General features: G+C 65.7%; 16 protein-coding genes. 5 read left to right on the top strand and 11 right to left on the bottom strand.

The annotated features are described in order from the left end of the window. Positions 1-16: 16 nt before the first annotated feature. Entirely contained in the window at positions 17-427 is a 411-nt protein-coding gene (locus QRM95_RS01320) for a nuclear transport factor 2 family protein (protein ID WP_285246112.1), read from the bottom strand. Between the two features lie 53 nt (positions 428-480). Between QRM95_RS01320 and QRM95_RS01315 the strand changes: the two genes are divergently transcribed. From QRM95_RS01315 to QRM95_RS01295, 5 genes are all read left to right on the top strand, one after another. Beyond that, positions 481-1161 (top strand): peptide deformylase, encoded by a 681-nt coding sequence (locus tag QRM95_RS01315; RefSeq protein WP_285246111.1) that lies wholly within the window; start codon positions 481-483, stop codon positions 1159-1161. A gap of 65 nt (positions 1162-1226) precedes the next feature. After that, positions 1227-2108 carry a putative RNA methyltransferase gene (locus QRM95_RS01310; RefSeq protein ID WP_285246110.1) on the top strand — a complete coding sequence of 294 codons (882 nt, stop codon included), beginning with the start codon at positions 1227-1229 and terminating at the stop codon, positions 2106-2108. A 128-nt stretch (positions 2109-2236) separates the two neighbouring features. Next, a complete protein-coding gene (locus QRM95_RS01305) occupies positions 2237-2710 on the top strand; it encodes an NfeD family protein (RefSeq protein ID WP_285246109.1) in 474 nt (157 codons plus the stop codon). A gap of 22 nt (positions 2711-2732) precedes the next feature. Next, positions 2733-3677, top strand: a complete 945-nt coding sequence (locus tag QRM95_RS01300) for an SPFH domain-containing protein (RefSeq protein WP_285246108.1) — start codon at positions 2733-2735, stop codon at positions 3675-3677. Positions 3678-3914: 237 nt separating this feature from the next. After that, positions 3915-4262, top strand: coding sequence for an RNA polymerase-binding protein RbpA (locus QRM95_RS01295; RefSeq protein WP_018761356.1), 348 nt, complete (start codon positions 3915-3917; stop codon positions 4260-4262). A 72-nt stretch (positions 4263-4334) separates the two neighbouring features. On the opposite strand, the gene QRM95_RS01290 is transcribed toward QRM95_RS01295, so the two are convergent. From QRM95_RS01290 to pafA, 10 genes are all read right to left on the bottom strand, one after another. Then, on the bottom strand, positions 4335-5078 hold the full coding sequence (locus tag QRM95_RS01290; protein WP_285246107.1) for a polyprenol monophosphomannose synthase: 744 nt from the start codon (positions 5076-5078) through the stop codon (positions 4335-4337). A 95-nt stretch (positions 5079-5173) separates the two neighbouring features. Then, on the bottom strand, positions 5174-6823 hold the full coding sequence (locus QRM95_RS01285; RefSeq protein WP_285246106.1) for an amidohydrolase: 1650 nt from the start codon (positions 6821-6823) through the stop codon (positions 5174-5176). A gap of 57 nt (positions 6824-6880) precedes the next feature. Beyond that, complete coding sequence (locus QRM95_RS01280) at positions 6881-9805, bottom strand: DEAD/DEAH box helicase (RefSeq protein ID WP_285246105.1); 2925 nt, start codon at positions 9803-9805, stop codon at positions 6881-6883. Positions 9806-9825: 20 nt separating this feature from the next. Further along, positions 9826-10620, bottom strand: coding sequence for a twin-arginine translocase subunit TatC (gene tatC, locus QRM95_RS01275; RefSeq protein ID WP_285246104.1), 795 nt, complete (start codon positions 10618-10620; stop codon positions 9826-9828). A 48-nt stretch (positions 10621-10668) separates the two neighbouring features. Then, positions 10669-10941, bottom strand: a complete 273-nt coding sequence (gene tatA, locus QRM95_RS01270; protein WP_018761351.1) for a Sec-independent protein translocase subunit TatA — start codon at positions 10939-10941, stop codon at positions 10669-10671. Positions 10942-10973: 32 nt separating this feature from the next. Continuing rightward, complete coding sequence (locus QRM95_RS01265; protein ID WP_285246103.1) at positions 10974-11321, bottom strand: hypothetical protein; 348 nt, start codon at positions 11319-11321, stop codon at positions 10974-10976. Positions 11322-11330: 9 nt separating this feature from the next. Beyond that, positions 11331-13316: a helix-turn-helix transcriptional regulator gene (locus QRM95_RS01260; protein ID WP_285246102.1), complete on the bottom strand. Its 1986-nt coding sequence runs from the start codon at positions 13314-13316 to the stop codon at positions 11331-11333. A 103-nt stretch (positions 13317-13419) separates the two neighbouring features. Then, positions 13420-13815: an FKBP-type peptidyl-prolyl cis-trans isomerase gene (locus QRM95_RS01255; protein ID WP_285243018.1), complete on the bottom strand. Its 396-nt coding sequence runs from the start codon at positions 13813-13815 to the stop codon at positions 13420-13422. A gap of 66 nt (positions 13816-13881) precedes the next feature. After that, on the bottom strand, positions 13882-14850 hold the full coding sequence (locus QRM95_RS01250; RefSeq protein WP_285246101.1) for an FKBP-type peptidyl-prolyl cis-trans isomerase: 969 nt from the start codon (positions 14848-14850) through the stop codon (positions 13882-13884). Positions 14851-14963: 113 nt separating this feature from the next. Further along, the gene (gene pafA / locus QRM95_RS01245; RefSeq protein WP_285246100.1) at positions 14964-16328 is read right to left on the bottom strand and encodes a Pup--protein ligase; all 1365 of its coding nucleotides are present in this window, start codon (positions 16326-16328) and stop codon (positions 14964-14966) included. Positions 16329-16330: the final 2 nt, after the last annotated feature.

Here is a 16330-nt window from a genome sequence, read left to right as displayed (position 1 = left end):
CTGGGCTTGGGCGGCCCTAGCGGAAGTAGCAGTCGTAGCTGTCCTGGCTCACAATAAGGCCGTCCTTGACCTCGAAGACGGAGGAGGTCCTGGCCCGGATGGTTTCGCCGCGATCCCAATACCGCAGATCCATCAGCAGTGTGGCCGACCAATCGGCTTCCACAGCCACGCGGCCGCCCTCGCAGGTAGTCCGGCGGACCACGAACTCCTGGTCCTCCACCACCTGGCGGCTCTGGTCAGCACCGGAAAGCACGCCCTCCAACGTCCGGGTGGCTCCCTCCGGTGCCAGCAGGTGCGGCGCCTCCGTGAGGACAAATCCCTCGGAGAGGAACGGGCGGATTTCAGCGGCGCCACCGCCCGCTTCGAGGACACGGATAAAATCCAGGACACGCCCCAGCGGCGAGCCCTGCGCCAACTCATCAACCATGCAATCGACCCTAGCCGAGGTTTCCGCAGGCCGTCCGCCATTAGGCTTTCCCCATGACTCAGAGCATTCCCCCGGCCACTGCCGGACCCGACGACATCCGCGAGGCCGTGGAACGGATCCTGTCTGCCGGTTCCCTGCCGCCGATCGTCCAGGCCGGCCACCCGGCGCTGCGCCAGCAGGCCGCCGAGTTCCACGGCCAACTTTCGGCGGAGCAGCTGGGCCGCCTCATCGAGGTCATGCGCCAGGTCATGCACGAAGCCCCCGGTGTGGGCCTGGCCGCGCCCCAGCTTGGCATCCCGTTGCAACTCGCGGTCCTGGAAGACCTGTACGACGTCGACCCCGACTCCGCAGCGCTGCGGCACCGGAGCCCGCTGGAATTCCTGGCGATCCTCAACCCCCGCTACACCCCCCAGGGGTCCGGGCAGGCAGCGTTCTACGAGGGATGCCTTTCCCTCAACGGGCTGCAGGCCGTGGTGTCGCGGCCGGACACCGTGCTGCTGGACTACCTGACGCCCGGCGGCGCGGCGGCGCAGCGCGTGTTTTCCGGCTGGCAGGCCCGCATCGTCCAGCACGAGACGGACCACCTCAACGGCATCCTCTATGTCGACCGTGCCCAGCTCCGTTCCCTCAGCAGCAACGCGGAGTATGCGGCCCACTGGGCGGAACCCGGCATCGGCAGCGCCAGCACCGGGTTGGGGTTCGACGCCGGCCCCGCGGGAATATCCCTCGGCTGACCGCGGGTGCACCCCTGCCAAGTAACGAGGCAGCAGGACGGGCAGGCCACCATAAACTGGTGTCCATGCCATCCGCGGATTTCCCCCTCCTGTGCCCCGTCTGCTCGGATCCGTTGGTTCTCTTCGGACCGGGCGCCGGGACGCAACCCCGGCTGGCTTGCGCTGCCGGGCACCACTTTGATGCGGCCCGGCAAGGCTACTTCAACCTGTTGGTTGGCAAAGGAACATCGTTTGAGGCGGACAGCGCCGCCATGGTGCAGTCCCGCGTCAACTTCCTGGGGAACGGCCATTACCTGCCGATGGCACGCGCCGTAGCCTCCGCCGTCGTCCCTCATCTCTCGGCCACCGGCGGGGCCGTGCTGGATTCCGGAACCGGAACCGGCCATTACCTCCGCGAGATCCTCGACGCCGCGGACGCTGGCGGGCGGCACGTGGCGGCCATCGGCCTGGATATATCCAAGTTTGCGCTGCGCCGCGCCGCGCGGCTCAACCCGGAAGCCATCAACATGGTCTGCGACATCTGGCAGCCCCTCCCGGTGGCCACCGCCTCGGTGGACGCTGTCACGGTGGTGTTTGCCCCGCGGAATCCGGCCGAATTCGCCCGGGTACTGCGCCCTGCCGGGGCGCTGGTGGTGGTGACCCCCCGGCCCGGCCACCTCGCAGAACTCGCCGCGGTCACCGGGATGCTCGGCATCGAAGAGGGGAAGGATGACCGCCTGGCGGAGGGCATGGCCGGCCATTTCGACCTGGACAGCACCTCCGACGTCGACATAGCCCTCACGTTGACCCGCGGGGCCGCGGCGGACCTGGCCTTCATGGGACCGGCGGGGCACCACCTGGACCCCGGGCACATCGCAGAACGGCTGGAAGGCCGCCCCGAACCCGTGACGGCGGGGGCACGGTTCAGGCTGATGGAGTTCCGGCCCAGGAAACGCGGCGCCGCGTAACGACTTGGCCACTATCCCCGGGCCGGCGCCTGCGTCCGGCGCGCTTGCCCGGTCCCCGGACTAGGATGAAAAGACAGTTGCAGGCGGGTCCGCAGACGCGGCTCCCCCGTGACGAAGGGGGAAACAGGATGTTCGATTGGCTTGGGGAAAACTGGTGGGCGCTGTGGCTCACGGCGTTCCTGGCGTTTGCCGTGATCGAGATGATCACCCTTGACCTGTTCTTCATCATGCTTGGTGGCGGCGCTCTTGCCGCCCTGGCAGCTGACTTCGCCGGCGCCGAACCCTGGCTCCAGGTGGTGGTCTTTTGCATCGTATCCCTGCTCATGGTCGCGTTCGTGCGGCCGGTGGCGCTCTCGCATCTGAAGAAGGGCCCGTCCGAGCAGCGGACCAACGTTGACCGCCTCATCGGTGAACCCGCAATCGTCATGGAGGCCGTGACCTCGGACGGCGGTTTGGTGAAAATCGGCGGTGATATTTGGAGCGCACGCTCCGCCGCGGGAGTACTTCCCGCGGGCCAAAAAGTGGTCGTCTCGGCCATTGATGGCGCAACAGCAGTGGTTTCGGTACCGCCCGCGGCGGCCACCGGCCCTGAAACAGCCTGACATTTGGGGGATAAGGAGTTTTATGGAAAACGCAGGCGGAACCGCACTGGCCGTTGTGTTGGTGGTCCTGATCGTGTTCGTCATCATCGTTTTGGTCCGGTCGGTCCGGATCATCCCGCAGGCACGTGCCGGCGTCGTCGAACGCCTGGGCAAATACCAGCGGACGCTCAACCCGGGGCTGACCATCCTGATTCCTTTTGTGGACCGGCTCCTGCCGTTGCTGGACCTGCGTGAACAGGTGGTTTCCTTTCCACCGCAGCCGGTGATCACGGAAGACAACCTGGTGGTGTCCATCGACACGGTGGTCTACTTCCAGGTCACCGATCCCCGCGCCGCCACCTATGAAATCGCCAACTACATCCAGGCGGTGGAGCAGCTCACCACCACAACCCTGCGCAATGTGGTGGGCGGGCTCAACCTCGAAGAGGCCCTGACCTCGCGCGACCAGATCAACGGTCAGCTTCGCGGCGTTCTTGATGAGGCGACGGGCCGCTGGGGCATCCGTGTGTCCAGGGTGGAGCTGAAGGCAATCGATCCGCCCCACTCCATCCAGGACTCGATGGAGAAGCAGATGCGTGCCGAACGCGACCGGCGCGCCGCCATCCTTACCGCTGAGGGGACCAAGCAGTCCGCCATCCTTACCGCTGAAGGCCAGCGGCAGGCCGCCATCCTCAAGGCCGAGGGCGAGGCCAAGGCCGCCATCCTCCGGGCAGACGGTGAGTCGCAGGCCATCCAGAAGGTCTTTGATGCCATCCACAAGGGAAACCCGGACCAGAAGCTCCTCGCCTACCAGTACCTCCAGACGCTGCCGAAACTGGCCGAAGGATCAGCAAACAAGCTGTGGATCATCCCCAGTGAAGTCGGTGAGGCGCTGAAGGGAATCGGCAACGCCCTGGGAGGCAACGGGCCTGAACAGGCGGCAAACGGACTGTTCGACGACGTTCCGGCCCAGCGGACCGAGCCCTAACCACACACCAGAACAGGGAGGGCCCCGCACCGCGGGGCCCTCCCTGTTTTGGTCCCGGCGGCCTGAGCCCCGTATAATCGGGTATTTGTCCGGCAGGATAACACCAGCTGGAACAACACAGCTTCGCAATGCGTTGAATCCAATGATGCAGCACACTGCACACAAGAGTCCGGCGGCGCATCGTCACCACCGGCAGTCGCGGAGTTTTCATCCGCGAACCGACCAGAGGGAGAAATCATGAGCGATCGCAGCCTGCGGGGCATGCGCCTTGGTGCGCAGAGCATGGAGACCGAGTCCGGAGTTGAGCCGGCTCCGCGCCAGCGGGTCGAGTACCGTTGCGAGGATGGCGAGCAGGTCTTCGTCACGTTCTCCTCCGAGGCGGAAATTCCTCCGGTGTGGGTCTCCAAGACCGGCAAGGAAGCGCTCCTGGTAGACGGCGAGAAGCCGGATACGAGCAACGACAAGGCAGTCCGCACCCACTGGGACATGCTGCTGGAACGCCGTTCCCTTCCTGAGCTGGAACAGATCCTCGAGGACCGCCTGACCATTCTGCGTGAACGCCGTGGAGAGCGCCGCTCCGCTTAGGCCACGCAACAAAGGGGGCGTCCCCGCACTTCCAGTGCGGGGACGCCCCCTTTCTTTAACCGTTGCTAAGGGCTACGAGTTCGTGTTTTTCGCCTTGCCGGCGAGCGTGTTCCAGCGAGCCGCGAGTCCCCATTTGGTGACGTTGATCATGGCTTCCACCACGATGTTGCCGCTCATCTTCGAGGCGCCCAGTTCGCGTTCGACGAAGGTGATGGGGCGTTCTTCGATCCGGAGGCCGAGCTTGGCGACGCGCCAGGCGAGGTCCACCTGGAAGCCGTAGCCAACCGAGTCCACCTGGTCCAGGTTGAGCTTTTCCAGAGTGCTTCGGCGGAAGGCGCGGTAGCCGCCGGTGACGTCCTTGATGCGGAGGCCGAGCATCAGCCGGGCGTAGGTGCTGCCCACGCGGGAAATTGCCTGCCGGTAAAGCGGCCAGTTGACCACGCTGCCGCCGGGGACCCAGCGGGAACCCATGGCCAGGTCGGCACCCTGCTCGACGGCTTCAAGGAGTTGCGGGAGCTGTTCGGGCTGGTGCGAGCCGTCGGCGTCCATTTCAACGAGGACGTCGTAGCCGGCTTCCAGTCCCCACTTGAAACCGGCGATGTAGGCAGCCCCAAGGCCTTCCTTGCCTTTGCGGTGCAGGACGTGGACCTGGGAGTCCTCCGCGGCGAAGCCGTCGGCCAAGGTGCCGGTACCGTCGGGGCTGTTGTCATCGACCACCAGTACGTCCGACGCCGGAACAGCCGTCCGCAGGCGCTGGAGCGTCTTGGGCAGCGATTCCAGTTCGTTGTAGGTGGGAATGATCGTAAGGACGCGCACGAAGGGCCTTTCCTGGTGGAAGTGGTCGGAGCACCTGGTGCCGGTCTGGCCGGCGGTGGGCGCAACTACCCATTATAGGGCGGAAGGAACCTGGCTCAGGAACGCAAGGCCGGGCTGGCAAACAGTTCGGCTCCGTCTTTAACGGTTTGGAGGCACACGGGGTCCGTTCCCGTATCCAGCGCCGGCAGCAGCGGTGTCCTGGCACGTGGATCAGTGCTCCATGATTGGACGCGCCCGTCAGCCACCTGGACCATGAGTTCTTCCACCTCCCACACGGCGAAGCTTGCCGGGGCTCCGGGGACGAGTTGCCCGGCCATCGGGTTGGTGTGCCGGGCTGCCCTCCAGCCGGCCCGGGTGTGGCCCAGGAACGCGGCGCGTGCGGAAATTCTTTCGCCTTCATTGTGGTGCTCCACGCACGCGCGGACACTGGACCAAGGACGCAGCGGAGTCACCGGACTGTCGCTGCCAAAGCAGACTGGTACCCCTGCCGCGTAGAACGAGGCGAACGGATTCATGGACCGGCTCCGCTCCCCCAGCCGTCGCTCATAAAGCCCGCCGGGTCCGCCCCAGGCTGCGTCGAACGCCGGTTGGGCGCTCACAGTCACCGAATAGGCAGCCAGTTTTTCGACTGCGGCGGCATCCACCATTTCAACATGCTCGAAGCGGTGGCCGGCGGCACGCACCCGTTGGGCGCCTACCGCCTCGGCAGCACGGTCGAGCGCCTCCAGGGCAACGTCCAGCCCGGCGTCACCAATCACATGGAAACCGCCTTGGATACCGGCCAGTGAACAGGCGGCGAGATGGGCTGCGGCCTGCTCGACGTCCAGGTGCACCGCGCCGCGCTCGTGGCCCGCGTCGCTGTACCCGGCGCGCAGGGCGGCAGTCCGGGAGCCAAGAGAGCCGTCAATATTCAGGTCCCCGGCGAGCCCGCGGATGTCACCGCCGAACTGTGCAACGAGGGCGCGGGCCTGCTCCTCGGAAGATACCGCCTCGCCCCAGTACGGCAGGATTTCCGGAACGGGCCGGGCCGATGCATCCTGTGCGTTCCATGCGGCGGCGCTTCTGAGATCGTCCAGGCCGCCGATGTGGGGCGCCCCCATCTCGGCGAGGGCGACGTACCCGTTGGCGGCAGCTTCGGCCAGGGCGCGGGACTGGTGCTGCTTCAGGGCCCCGGGCGGCAGCTTCCGTGTGGCCAGCCGCGCTGCGGCGTGGGCTGCCCGGATGACCCTGGCCCCGCCGTCGAACCCGTCCTGGCCCTGAAGGTCCGCTGACTGCGCAAGCGACGGCGAGACGAGCGCCGAGTGCACGTCAACCCTGGACAGATAGACCGGCCTGCCCCCGGCGGCCCGCTCCAGTTCGTCTGCCGTGGGCAGCGTGGGGTCCGTCCATGTGGTCTCATCCCAGCCGTGCCCCAGCACCGGGCCTTCGCCCTTGGTGCCGGCGACGGCGTCCAGGAGCGCCCGGGCGGACATAGCTGAGCCGAGCTGCAGGGAGTCCAGTGCGATGCCGGTTTCCGTCAGGTGCATGTGCGAGTCCACGAAGCCCGGTGCCACCAGGGCGCCGCGGAGGTCGATGACCTCCATCGAGCTGTCGGCGATGGAGGCAGCCGCCTGTTCAGACCCAACCCAGGCGACGGTGTCGCCATCCACCAGCATGGCTGTCGCGAACGGGTCCGCAGCGGTGTAGACGGATCCGTTGCGGTACAGGACCGGGGCGGGACGGGACGAGGCATCGGGATGGGGCATGGTGGGCAGGACTCCTGGGGTGGGAACAGGCCGGCGCCGGCCGGCGGGGCAGAAAGATCAGAGAACAGACGAGTAGGCGACCACGCCGCGGCGGATCAGGTTGATGGCTTCAACGCACAGCCGGGACAGGCGTGGATCCAGGCCGGGAATTTTGGCCAGCTGGTCAAGCAGGTCCACTACCTGCTTGACCCAACGGACAAAGTCGCCGGCCGCGAGGTCTGTCCCGCTCAGGACATCCTGCAGATGCCGCCCCCGGGCCCATTTGTAGAGCGGCCAGACGAGTCCGAGTTCGGGTTCGCCGGTCAGCGGAAGCTTGTTCTCCTCCTCCACGTCCTCCAGGGCGGACCACTCCCTGACCACAATGTCCACGGCGGTCTCCAGGGACACGCTGGGCATCCGTGGCCGCAGTCCCCGGTCCTCCCGCTTGGCCTGGTACACCAGCACGCTGGCCAGTGCTGCCACCTCCGTGGCGTCGAGGTCGTCAAAGGCGCCCAACCGCAGGGACTGGGAGATGAGCAGGTCCTTCTCGCCGTAGATCCGGCGGAGCCGCTGCCCATCGGGGCTGATGACCAGCCGGCCGTCTCCCGTGTCTTCCAGGTAGCCGTAGGCGGACAACACGTCGCAGACCCGGTCGAAGGTTTTGGCGATGGTGTTGGTGCGCCCCTGGATCTGCCGGACCAGCCCGTCCGTTTCCCGCCGCAGCTTCCACCAGCGCTCGGACCACCGCGCGTGGTCTTCGCGTTCGCTGCACCCGTGGCATGGGTGCGCCCGGAGGGCGCGCCGGAGATCGGCAATGCGCTTTTCCTGGTTGGGCAGCGCCGCGCCCCGGCCGAAGTCGTGGTTGCGGTTCTGGCCGGGAGCGGGTGGGCGGTTCTCCCGCAGCGCATTCCGCGCCGAGGAGGCGAGGTCCCGGCGTGACTTGGGCACTTTGGCGTTGAAGGACTTGGGGATCCGGATCCGGGTTACGGGCGCGATGGGACCTTCGAGGTCGTCCGTGCCGATCCGGCGGAGCTGGTTGTCCAGCGTGAGGACGGCGGGCCGCGGTTCGCGGCTGCCGTGGTCGGAACTGAGGACGACGGCGGGTCCTGGCGCGCGTCCACCCGGAACGTTGACCACGTCACCGGGCAGCAACCGGGCAAGCGAGTCGTCATTGAGCGACTTCTGCACCCGGGACTTGGTCCGGGACGTGGCGTTCTCGGCATCCGACAATGCCCTCCGCAGCCGGGCGTACTCGGTGAAGTCGCCCAGGTGGCAGGTCATGGATTTGGCGTAGCCGGCGAGGGATTCTTCCCTGCTTCGGACCTGCCTGGCCAGACCCACCACGGAACGGTCGGCCTGGAACTGGGCAAACGACGATTCGAGGATTTCGCGGGCCCGGGACCGGCCAAACTGTGCAAGCAGGTTGATGCTCATGTTGTAGGTGGGCCGGAAACTCGAGTTCAGCGGGTAGGTGCGCCGGGAGGCGAGGCCGGCGACCGCCGTCGGATCCGCCCCGGGCTGCCACAGCACCACGGCGTGGCCTTCGACGTCGATACCGCGCCGGCCGGCGCGGCCGGTGAGCTGGGTGTATTCACCCGCGGTGATGTCCACATGGGCCTCACCGTTGAACTTGTCCAGCTTCTCCAGCACGACCGAACGCGCGGGCATGTTCACGCCCAGGGCCAGGGTCTCCGTGGCGAAGACGGCCTTGACCAGTCCGTCGGCGAAGAGTTTTTCCACCACCTCCTTGAAAGTGGGCAGCATTCCGGCGTGATGGGCAGCGAAACCCCTCAGCAGCCCGTCGCGCCAGGTCCAAAAGCCCAGGACATCGAGATCGTCCGGGGGAATGTCCTGCCCGGCTTCGTCCACACGCTGCGCGATGATCCGTTGTTCGGTTTCCGTGGTGAGCCACAGGCCGGATGCGACGCACTGGGCGACTGCCCCCTCACACCCGGCACGGGAGAAGATGAAGGTGATGGCCGGCAGGAGGTCCATCCGGTCGAGGCTGGCGATCACCTGGGGACGGCTGGCCCTGCGAACCCCTGCGGGTTCGCCGCCACGGACCGGACGGTCATCTCCGCGCCGGCCTCTCTGGCCGCGTTTACCCGGCCCCTGCCGGCTCCGGAAGCTCTGCTGGATTTCGCGGCGCGCCACATCAAGCAGTTCAGGGTTGACGTCAAAGCCGCGGCCCTTGGCGTCTTCGCGGGGTTTGGCCAGCGGGGGCACCTCATCGATCCCGTCCCCACCCGGCGGGGCGATCTCGTCGAAAGTGGTTTCGCCGGCGAAGAGGTCCATGATCCGGCGGCCCACCATGACGTGCTGCCACAACGGGACCGGCCGGTGCTCCGAGACAATAATGTCTGTGTCGCCGCGGACGGTATCCAGCCACGCCCCAAATTCTTCGGCATTGGAGACCGTGGCGCTCAACGAAGCCACCCGGACTTCGCTGGGCAGGTGGATGATGACTTCTTCCCAGACCGCCCCGCGGAACCGGTCGGCCAGGTAGTGCACCTCGTCCATGACCACGTAGCCGAGGTCGCCAAGCGTGGCCGAGTCGGCATACAGCATGTTCCGCAGGACCTCGGTGGTCATCACCACCACCTGCGCGTCGCCGTTAATGCTGGTGTCGCCGGTGAGGAGCCCCACGTTGTCCGCGCCGTACTTGGCGGCGAGTTCGCTGAATTTCTGGTTGCTGAGCGCCTTGATGGGCGTGGTGTAGAACGCCTTCAGGCCCCGTTGCAGGGCCAGGTAGATGGCAAACTCGCCAACGATGGTTTTGCCGGCGCCGGTGGGGGCCGCCACCAGGACTCCCTTGCCTTCCTGCAGTGACCGGCAGGCCTGCCGCTGGAAGTCGTCAAGCTCGAACTCAAGGGTCCCGGAAAACTGTCCCAGGTACGTGGCGGCCTCAGCCCTGCGTTCGGCGCTGGCGCGGTACCTTTCCGCGGGAGACAGTTCTTCTGAATCGGTGGGCCCGGTGGAGAACGGCCCGGTGTTGGAAGACATATCCCAAGCCTAGCGGCAGGCTAGAGCTTCTTGAGTTCACTGCTCGGGGTGGCTACGTCTGCGGTGGCTTCCGTTTCGGCAACCTGTTTGGCTTGGCGGCGCTCCCGCCGCTTGTCATTCATGATGCAGATCCCGATGGCGGCAAAAAACAATGCCAGCAGGGGCCCGGCGAGCATGAACATCGAGATGGCATCCGCGCCCGGGGCGGCAATGGCTGCCAGCACGAAAACGAGGAACACCGTAATGCGCCACGCTTTGAGGATGGTGCGGCCGGCCACAAGTCCGGCCATGTTGACGCCGACCAGGACCACCGGAACCAGGAAGGCGAGGCCCAGCATCAGCACCATGCGCGTGACGAATTCGATGTACGTGCGTGCATCGATAACACTTGAGGAGCCTGCGGGGGTGAATTGCGTCAGCGCATGCACCACCTGGGGAACCACCAGCCACCCCACCCAGATGCCTGCAAGGAACAGCGGGATGGCGGCGGCCATGTAGCCAAGGGTGTAGCGGCGTTCCTTGGACGTCAGGCCGGGAGTGATGAACGCCCACAGCTGGTAGATCCAGATGGGACTGGAAATCACTGCCCCGATGAGGAGCGACATCTGGAGCTTGAAGTCAAAGGGTGAGGCGATGGTCCCGAAGTTGATGGCGGCCAGGCCGCCGGTTTCATCGGAGATCCTGTTGACCGGTTCGGCCAGGGCCTTCAACAGCGGATCGTAAAGTATCCAGCCCCCAATGCCGCCGATGACAACGCCGATGGCCGACTTGATCAGCCGGTTCTTCAGCTCCTTGAGGTGCTCCCAGAGGGACATCCGTCCCTCTGGATTGGCTTTACGGGCCCGCGACAGTGCCACGGGAGGTCAGGCGCGGGTCGACGGCGGAACGTCAGTGCCGTCTGTCGGCTCACCGGGCTTCGCCTTGGGGTGGTTCACGATGGTGCCTTCCACCGGCCCGGAGGGCTCGGCGGGCTCGGCTTTGCCGTCGTTCTTCATTTCCTTGACCTCGGATTTGATGATCCGCATTGACTGGCCCAGGCTGCGGGCCATGGCCGGAAGCTTGGGGGCGGCGAAAAGAAGCAAAGCTACGACGATGATAATGACGATTGGCCAGGGGCCATCAAAGAGTCTTCCCACGGGAAATCCTTTCCTCTAAATACATCCTACTTCTATGTGAAGTCGAGATCTCCGAGCGCCTGCGGCTGGCCCCGGTCCTTTTTGCGCTGCACTCGACGGCGGCGGCGTTCTTCCTGCCTGGCCGATTTGGATGCCTCGTAATCATGTCTCATGACAGCGGGCGAGGCAAAAACGGCCGAACCAGGCGCGACACCTGATGGAGCGGAGTGTTCCTCCGGCAACCCGGCCGGACCCAGGCTTCCCAGCCTTGCGGCAGCCTCGCTGAGGTCCCTTACCGTGGCCATGAACTGGCGGTAGAGGCGGATGCCCAACAGGACATAAAACAGCAGGGACACCGCAACAAGCGCTATCCAAATCAGGATCCAGGACCACCAAGGCATGCTGGAAGTCTATCCGCCGTAGGTTGCCAGCGACGCCGCGAGCCATTCCCTCGCCGCACCGGCAACTTCCGCCGGCGCCAGGATCCTGGCCGTGCCCCCGTGCTGGGCCACGAACATGGGCAGCCAGGCGGTGTTGCCAAACCTGATCTCGGCCACCAGACCGCCGTCGGGCAATTCCGCGGTGCGCTCCGCGTAGTAGTCGTCCGCCAGGCCCCTCCCCTGCCGGGTGAGCTGGATGACCACTGTGGTGTCGTCGTCGTTGGGGGTGAAGAGTTTGGCGGGCACTCCGCCGCCGGGCGTGGCGTGGCCGCCGGCAGGTGCGCCGTTGGGGTGTATCTCCTGCACCCGGTCCAGGCGGAAGTTCCGGAGCCCTGACACACTGTGGCACCAGGCTTCGAAGTACCAGGTGTTGTCCAGTGAATAGAGCCGTAGGGGGTCGACATCCCGGACCGTGACCGCGTCCCGCTGGGGCGAGAGGTACGTCAGCCGGAGTTGGGAGCGGGTTTCAATAGCTTGCCGGACGGTGGCATGGGTTTGGGCGTCTGCAGGTGCCACCTGCGGGCCCGCGATCGAGGCCGCCCGGAGGCCCTCCTCACCGGCTGCGGCGAGCAGCTTGAGGGTGACCGATTCCAATGCCCCTCCGCCTGGCAGGTCGGGCAGGCCGTTGAGCGTTTCGAGGCCGGTCAGCAGTGCGCAGGCTTCCTCCACGGTGAATCGGACGGGCCGCTTCAGGTCCAGATCCTGGGAAATGAAGACGTGGCCGTCTTCCCACTGGATATCAAGAAGGTCATCCGGGTAACCCTCGGGCAGCCCGGAGCAGATGAGGATCTGGAGATCAGCCTCCAACTCCTCGCGGGTGACCCCGAAATGCCTTGCGACATCCTGGATGTGCAGGCCTTGGTTGTGGACCAGAAAGGGGACCAGTTGAAGCATGCGCTTGAGCTGGTCCTCGGAGGTCCCCTTGCGGGCGCCCCGGCGGTGGACGTCGACGAACGTGTACGCGGGCACAGGTGCGGCGCTGAAGGCGGCGGCGGCCCTAAGGCGGCGGCGCACGGCAGCGGCGAGGTCTTCCGGGGCCACCGCCAGCGCGTCCGGCCCGTAGGAGGCGAGTTCCTCGGCAAGCACTTCCGGATCCCTGCACTCCAGCGCAAGCCGGTCAAAACCCGCAGCGGGCTCGCCGGATGGCCCCTGCGTTGCGGCTGCTCCGGCACGGCTGCGCAGGGCGAGGAGGCGCCCCTTCCTGACGTCCACGACGGCGGTGCGCAGCGGCAGTTCAGGCAGCCGGTCCAAGGCGGCGCGGATGCTGAAGTCCGCTGGCGGGGCGTACTGGTCTTTGCTCATTACCGTGACGGCGCTGGTGAACCTGGACAGGCGGAAATGCCGTGGGGCGTTGCGGGTGCGGTCCAGCCCCATCAGGTACCACTGGCCAAAGCGGCTGCCAAGGCCCCAGGGTTCCACCACCCGTTCTTCCTCCTTGCCGGTGCTGCCGGCCAAGTAAGTGAAGCTGACGGGATGCCGGGCATGCATGGCGGCCACGATGTCATCGAAGGCTTGCCCGGCGGGCTTGATCCGGGGTTGGACTCCGGCGGGCAGTTCAACGTCCGCCAGCCTCCCTGAGGCCTGGATTTTGCGCAGTGCGCTCTGTGCCGCCGTACCCAGGGCGGCCCGCTCCCAGAGCTGCGAGGCGAGCAGCAGGACGGTCCATTCCTCCGGTCCCAGCTGGACGTCCGGGAGCCTGTTGGATTCCTTGCCGATCCGGTAGCGCGTGGTGGCGGGATCGTCTTCGCTCCAGCCTGTGTCCGTGAGGGTCTCGACGTCGAAGCCCATTGCCCGCAGGTCGTTCTTGTCGCGCTCGAACATCCGTCCAAATGCCACGTCGTTGCCGGAAGCATCGTGGTAGACCTTGTCCCGGAGTTCACTGCGCCGCAGCCCATAGCGGGTGTTCAGGAGCGCGATCAGCAGGTTGAGGAGTCGTTCAGTGCGGGATACGGACACCTTGGCTACGTTACTAAACTCCTCCGCCTAAAACCGAAAGCGCGGCAGCACCGGGAAACATCCCGGTGCTGCCGCGCCACTGGTTGGTGCGGTGTGCTGAAAGTCAGCGGACCCCGACGAGGTCCACCACGAAGATCAGTGCCTCGTTGGGCTTGATCGCTCCACCGGCTCCACGGGAACCGTATGCCAGTTCTGAGGGGATTTCGAGGCGGCGGCGGCCGCCGACCTTCATGCCCAGCAGGCCCTGGTCCCAGCCCTGGATGACCTGGCCGACGCCGACCCGGAAGTCCAGCGGAGCGCCGCGGCCCCAAGAGGCGTCGAACTCTTCACCCGTGGACCAGGCGACGCCAACGTAGTGGGTGGAGACGGTGTCGCCAGCCTGGGCTTCCCGGCCGTCGCCCTCTATGAGGTCGGTGATGACCAGTTCCGTGGGGACGTCGCCTTCCGGAAAATCGATCTCGGGTTTCTGGCGGTCGAATTCCCGCTGTCCAAAAGACATGCTTGCTCCTCTGCGTGAGTGTTCTGGTGGGTGCCGCGACAGGATGCGGCCTCCTTGTAAGTGTTGCTACTTGACCCCGAGGATGTCCACTACGAAGACAAGGTCACCCTTTGCCTGGCCCTGGCCGGCATCGCCGTAGGCCAGGTCCTTGGGGATGACGAGCAGGACACGGGAGCCCACCGTCTTGCCGGCCAGGCCTTGGGTCCAGCCCTTGATGACACCCGTCAACGGGAAGGTTGCCGGCTGGCCGCGGTCGAAGCTGGAATCAAACTTTGTGCCGTCTGCGAGGTTGACGCCAACGTAGTTCACGGTCAGGGTGTCCGATTCCTTGACGGTGGCGCCGGTGCCCTTGATCAGGTCCTGGGACACGAGTGCAGTGGGCGCGGGAGCACCCGCAACGTTGATTTCCGGCTTGCCGTCTTTTTCCGTCACGGTGGGCAGGCCGGGAGGCGGCGTCACGGTCTCGCCCTGGGGCTTGTCCAGGACGGGAGTGGAGTCGGCAGCGGAAATGACCTTGATGATCAGCAGCTGGGTGGGATCAGCTGCGGCGCTCGGGCTGGGGCTGGCGCCGTCGGACGGGCTGGGGCTTGCCGACGGTGCACTTTGCTGGCCGGGGACGGCCAAGGCCAGGCTGGATCCGACCTTCGCGCCAACGAACGCGTTGTAGATGACCGGGCTGCTGGTCTTGAGGTCGTCGGTCAGCTCGAGGCTCTCGGGCTCGCTGGGGAACGTGTCCTCCAGCTGGGATCCGTCCGTGCCGTTCAGGGCCAGGATTGAAATTTTGGCGACCTGGTTTGCCTTGACGGCGTCGCCGCTGCCTTGGGAAACGACCTTGATGGTCGGTTCGGTGACGGACAGGGGCTTGTCGAAGTCCACACCAGGGGCCTTCTTGTCTCCGTTGTCCGTGAGTTTGAGGGAGTCGAACTTTGCAGTCTCCCCGGCAGACTGGCTGGTGGGCTCAGGCTGTGAAGCTGTGCCTCCACAGGCGGTCAGCAGCAGCAGGCCGGGAAGGAGGATTGCTAGTAGTCGGCGCACGTAGGAAACTTTCGTCGGGGCAAGATGGATACGGCAGTCCGCTTGGCAGCGGACAATGCCGTGGAAGGTCCCGTTAAAAGGACCTTATCCAGAATAGACCCTGAAGCTGGACGTCAGCCCATAGAGTCCAGCAGGGCATCCACGCGCTCATCCACGCTGCGGAACGGATCCTTGCAGAGAATGGTCTGGTGGGCACGGTCGTTGAGCTTCAGGTGCACCCAGTCCACCGTATAGTCGCGTCCCAACTCCTGGGCCCGGCGGACAAAGTCGCCCCGCAGCTTGGCGCGCGTGGTTTGCGGCGGCGTGTCCACGGCTCCCTTGATGACGGTATCGTCCACGATGCGGCGCACGGCACCGCGGGACTGCAGCAGATAGTAGATGCCCCGGCTGCGGGAGATGTCGTGGTACGTCAGATCGAGCTGGGCGATGCGGGGCGCCTCCAGGCCCAGGCCATGGCGTTCGCGGTAGTTGTCCATCAACTTCTTCTTGATGGCCCAGTCGATTTCCGTATCGATGCTCCTGGTATCGCCGGTTTCGATCGCGTGGAGGGTCCGTTCCCACAGGTCCAGGATGACTGGAACGTGCGGGTTGTGCGCGCCATGTTCCTGGACGAAGGCGGTGACCTTGGTGAGGTACTCCTGCTGGATCTCAAGGGCGGTGAGCTGGCGGCCGTTGGCGAGCCGCACGAGTGCCCGCCCGCTGAGGTCATGGGATATTTCGCGGATGCTCCGGATGGGGTTTTCCATCCGCATGTCGCGCATGATCACGCCTGCTTCGATCATCCGCAGGACCAGGTCCACGGTGCCCACCTTCATGAGCGCTGTGGCCTCTGACATGTTCGAGTCCCCGACGATAACGTGGAGCCGACGGTAGAACTCGGCATCTGCGTGCGGCTCGTCCCGGGTATTGATGATGGGACGCGACCGGGTGGTGGCCGAGGAGACGCCCTCCCAGATGTGGTCGGCTCGTTGGGAGAACGCGTACGTGGCCCCGTGCGGCGTCTTCAGGATCTTTCCGGCCCCTGCGATGAGCTGGCGGGTCACCAGGAAGGGAATCAGGATCTCGGCGAGGCGGGAAAACTCCCCGCGTCGCGGGATGAGGTAGTTCTCGTGGCTGCCGTAGGAGTTCCCGGCGGAGTCCGTGTTGTTCTTGAACAGGTAGACGGTGCCGTTGAAACCCTCTGCTGCAAGCCTGGCCTGGGCTTCGTCCACGAGGTCGTCCAGGATCAACTCACCCGCACGGTCGTGGGCGATCAGTTGGGCAAGGTCATCGCACTCGGCAGTGGCGTACTCGGGGTGGGACCCGACATCGAGGTAGAGCCTGGACCCGTTGGTAAGGAACACATTGGATGAGCGTCCCCAGCTGACCACCTTGCGGAAGAGGTACCGCGCCACCTCTTCCGGAGCAAGAGGCCTCGAATCGGGGCTTGAATACGAGATCCCGAATTCGGTTTCGATGCCGAAGATTCTCTTGTCCATGT

This window comes from Pseudarthrobacter sp. efr-133-R2A-89, assembly GCF_030209315.1.
Taxonomy (GTDB): Bacteria; Actinomycetota; Actinomycetes; order Actinomycetales; family Micrococcaceae; genus Arthrobacter.
Note: the sequence above shows the minus strand (reverse complement) of the source record. Positions and strands in the feature narration are given on the sequence as shown.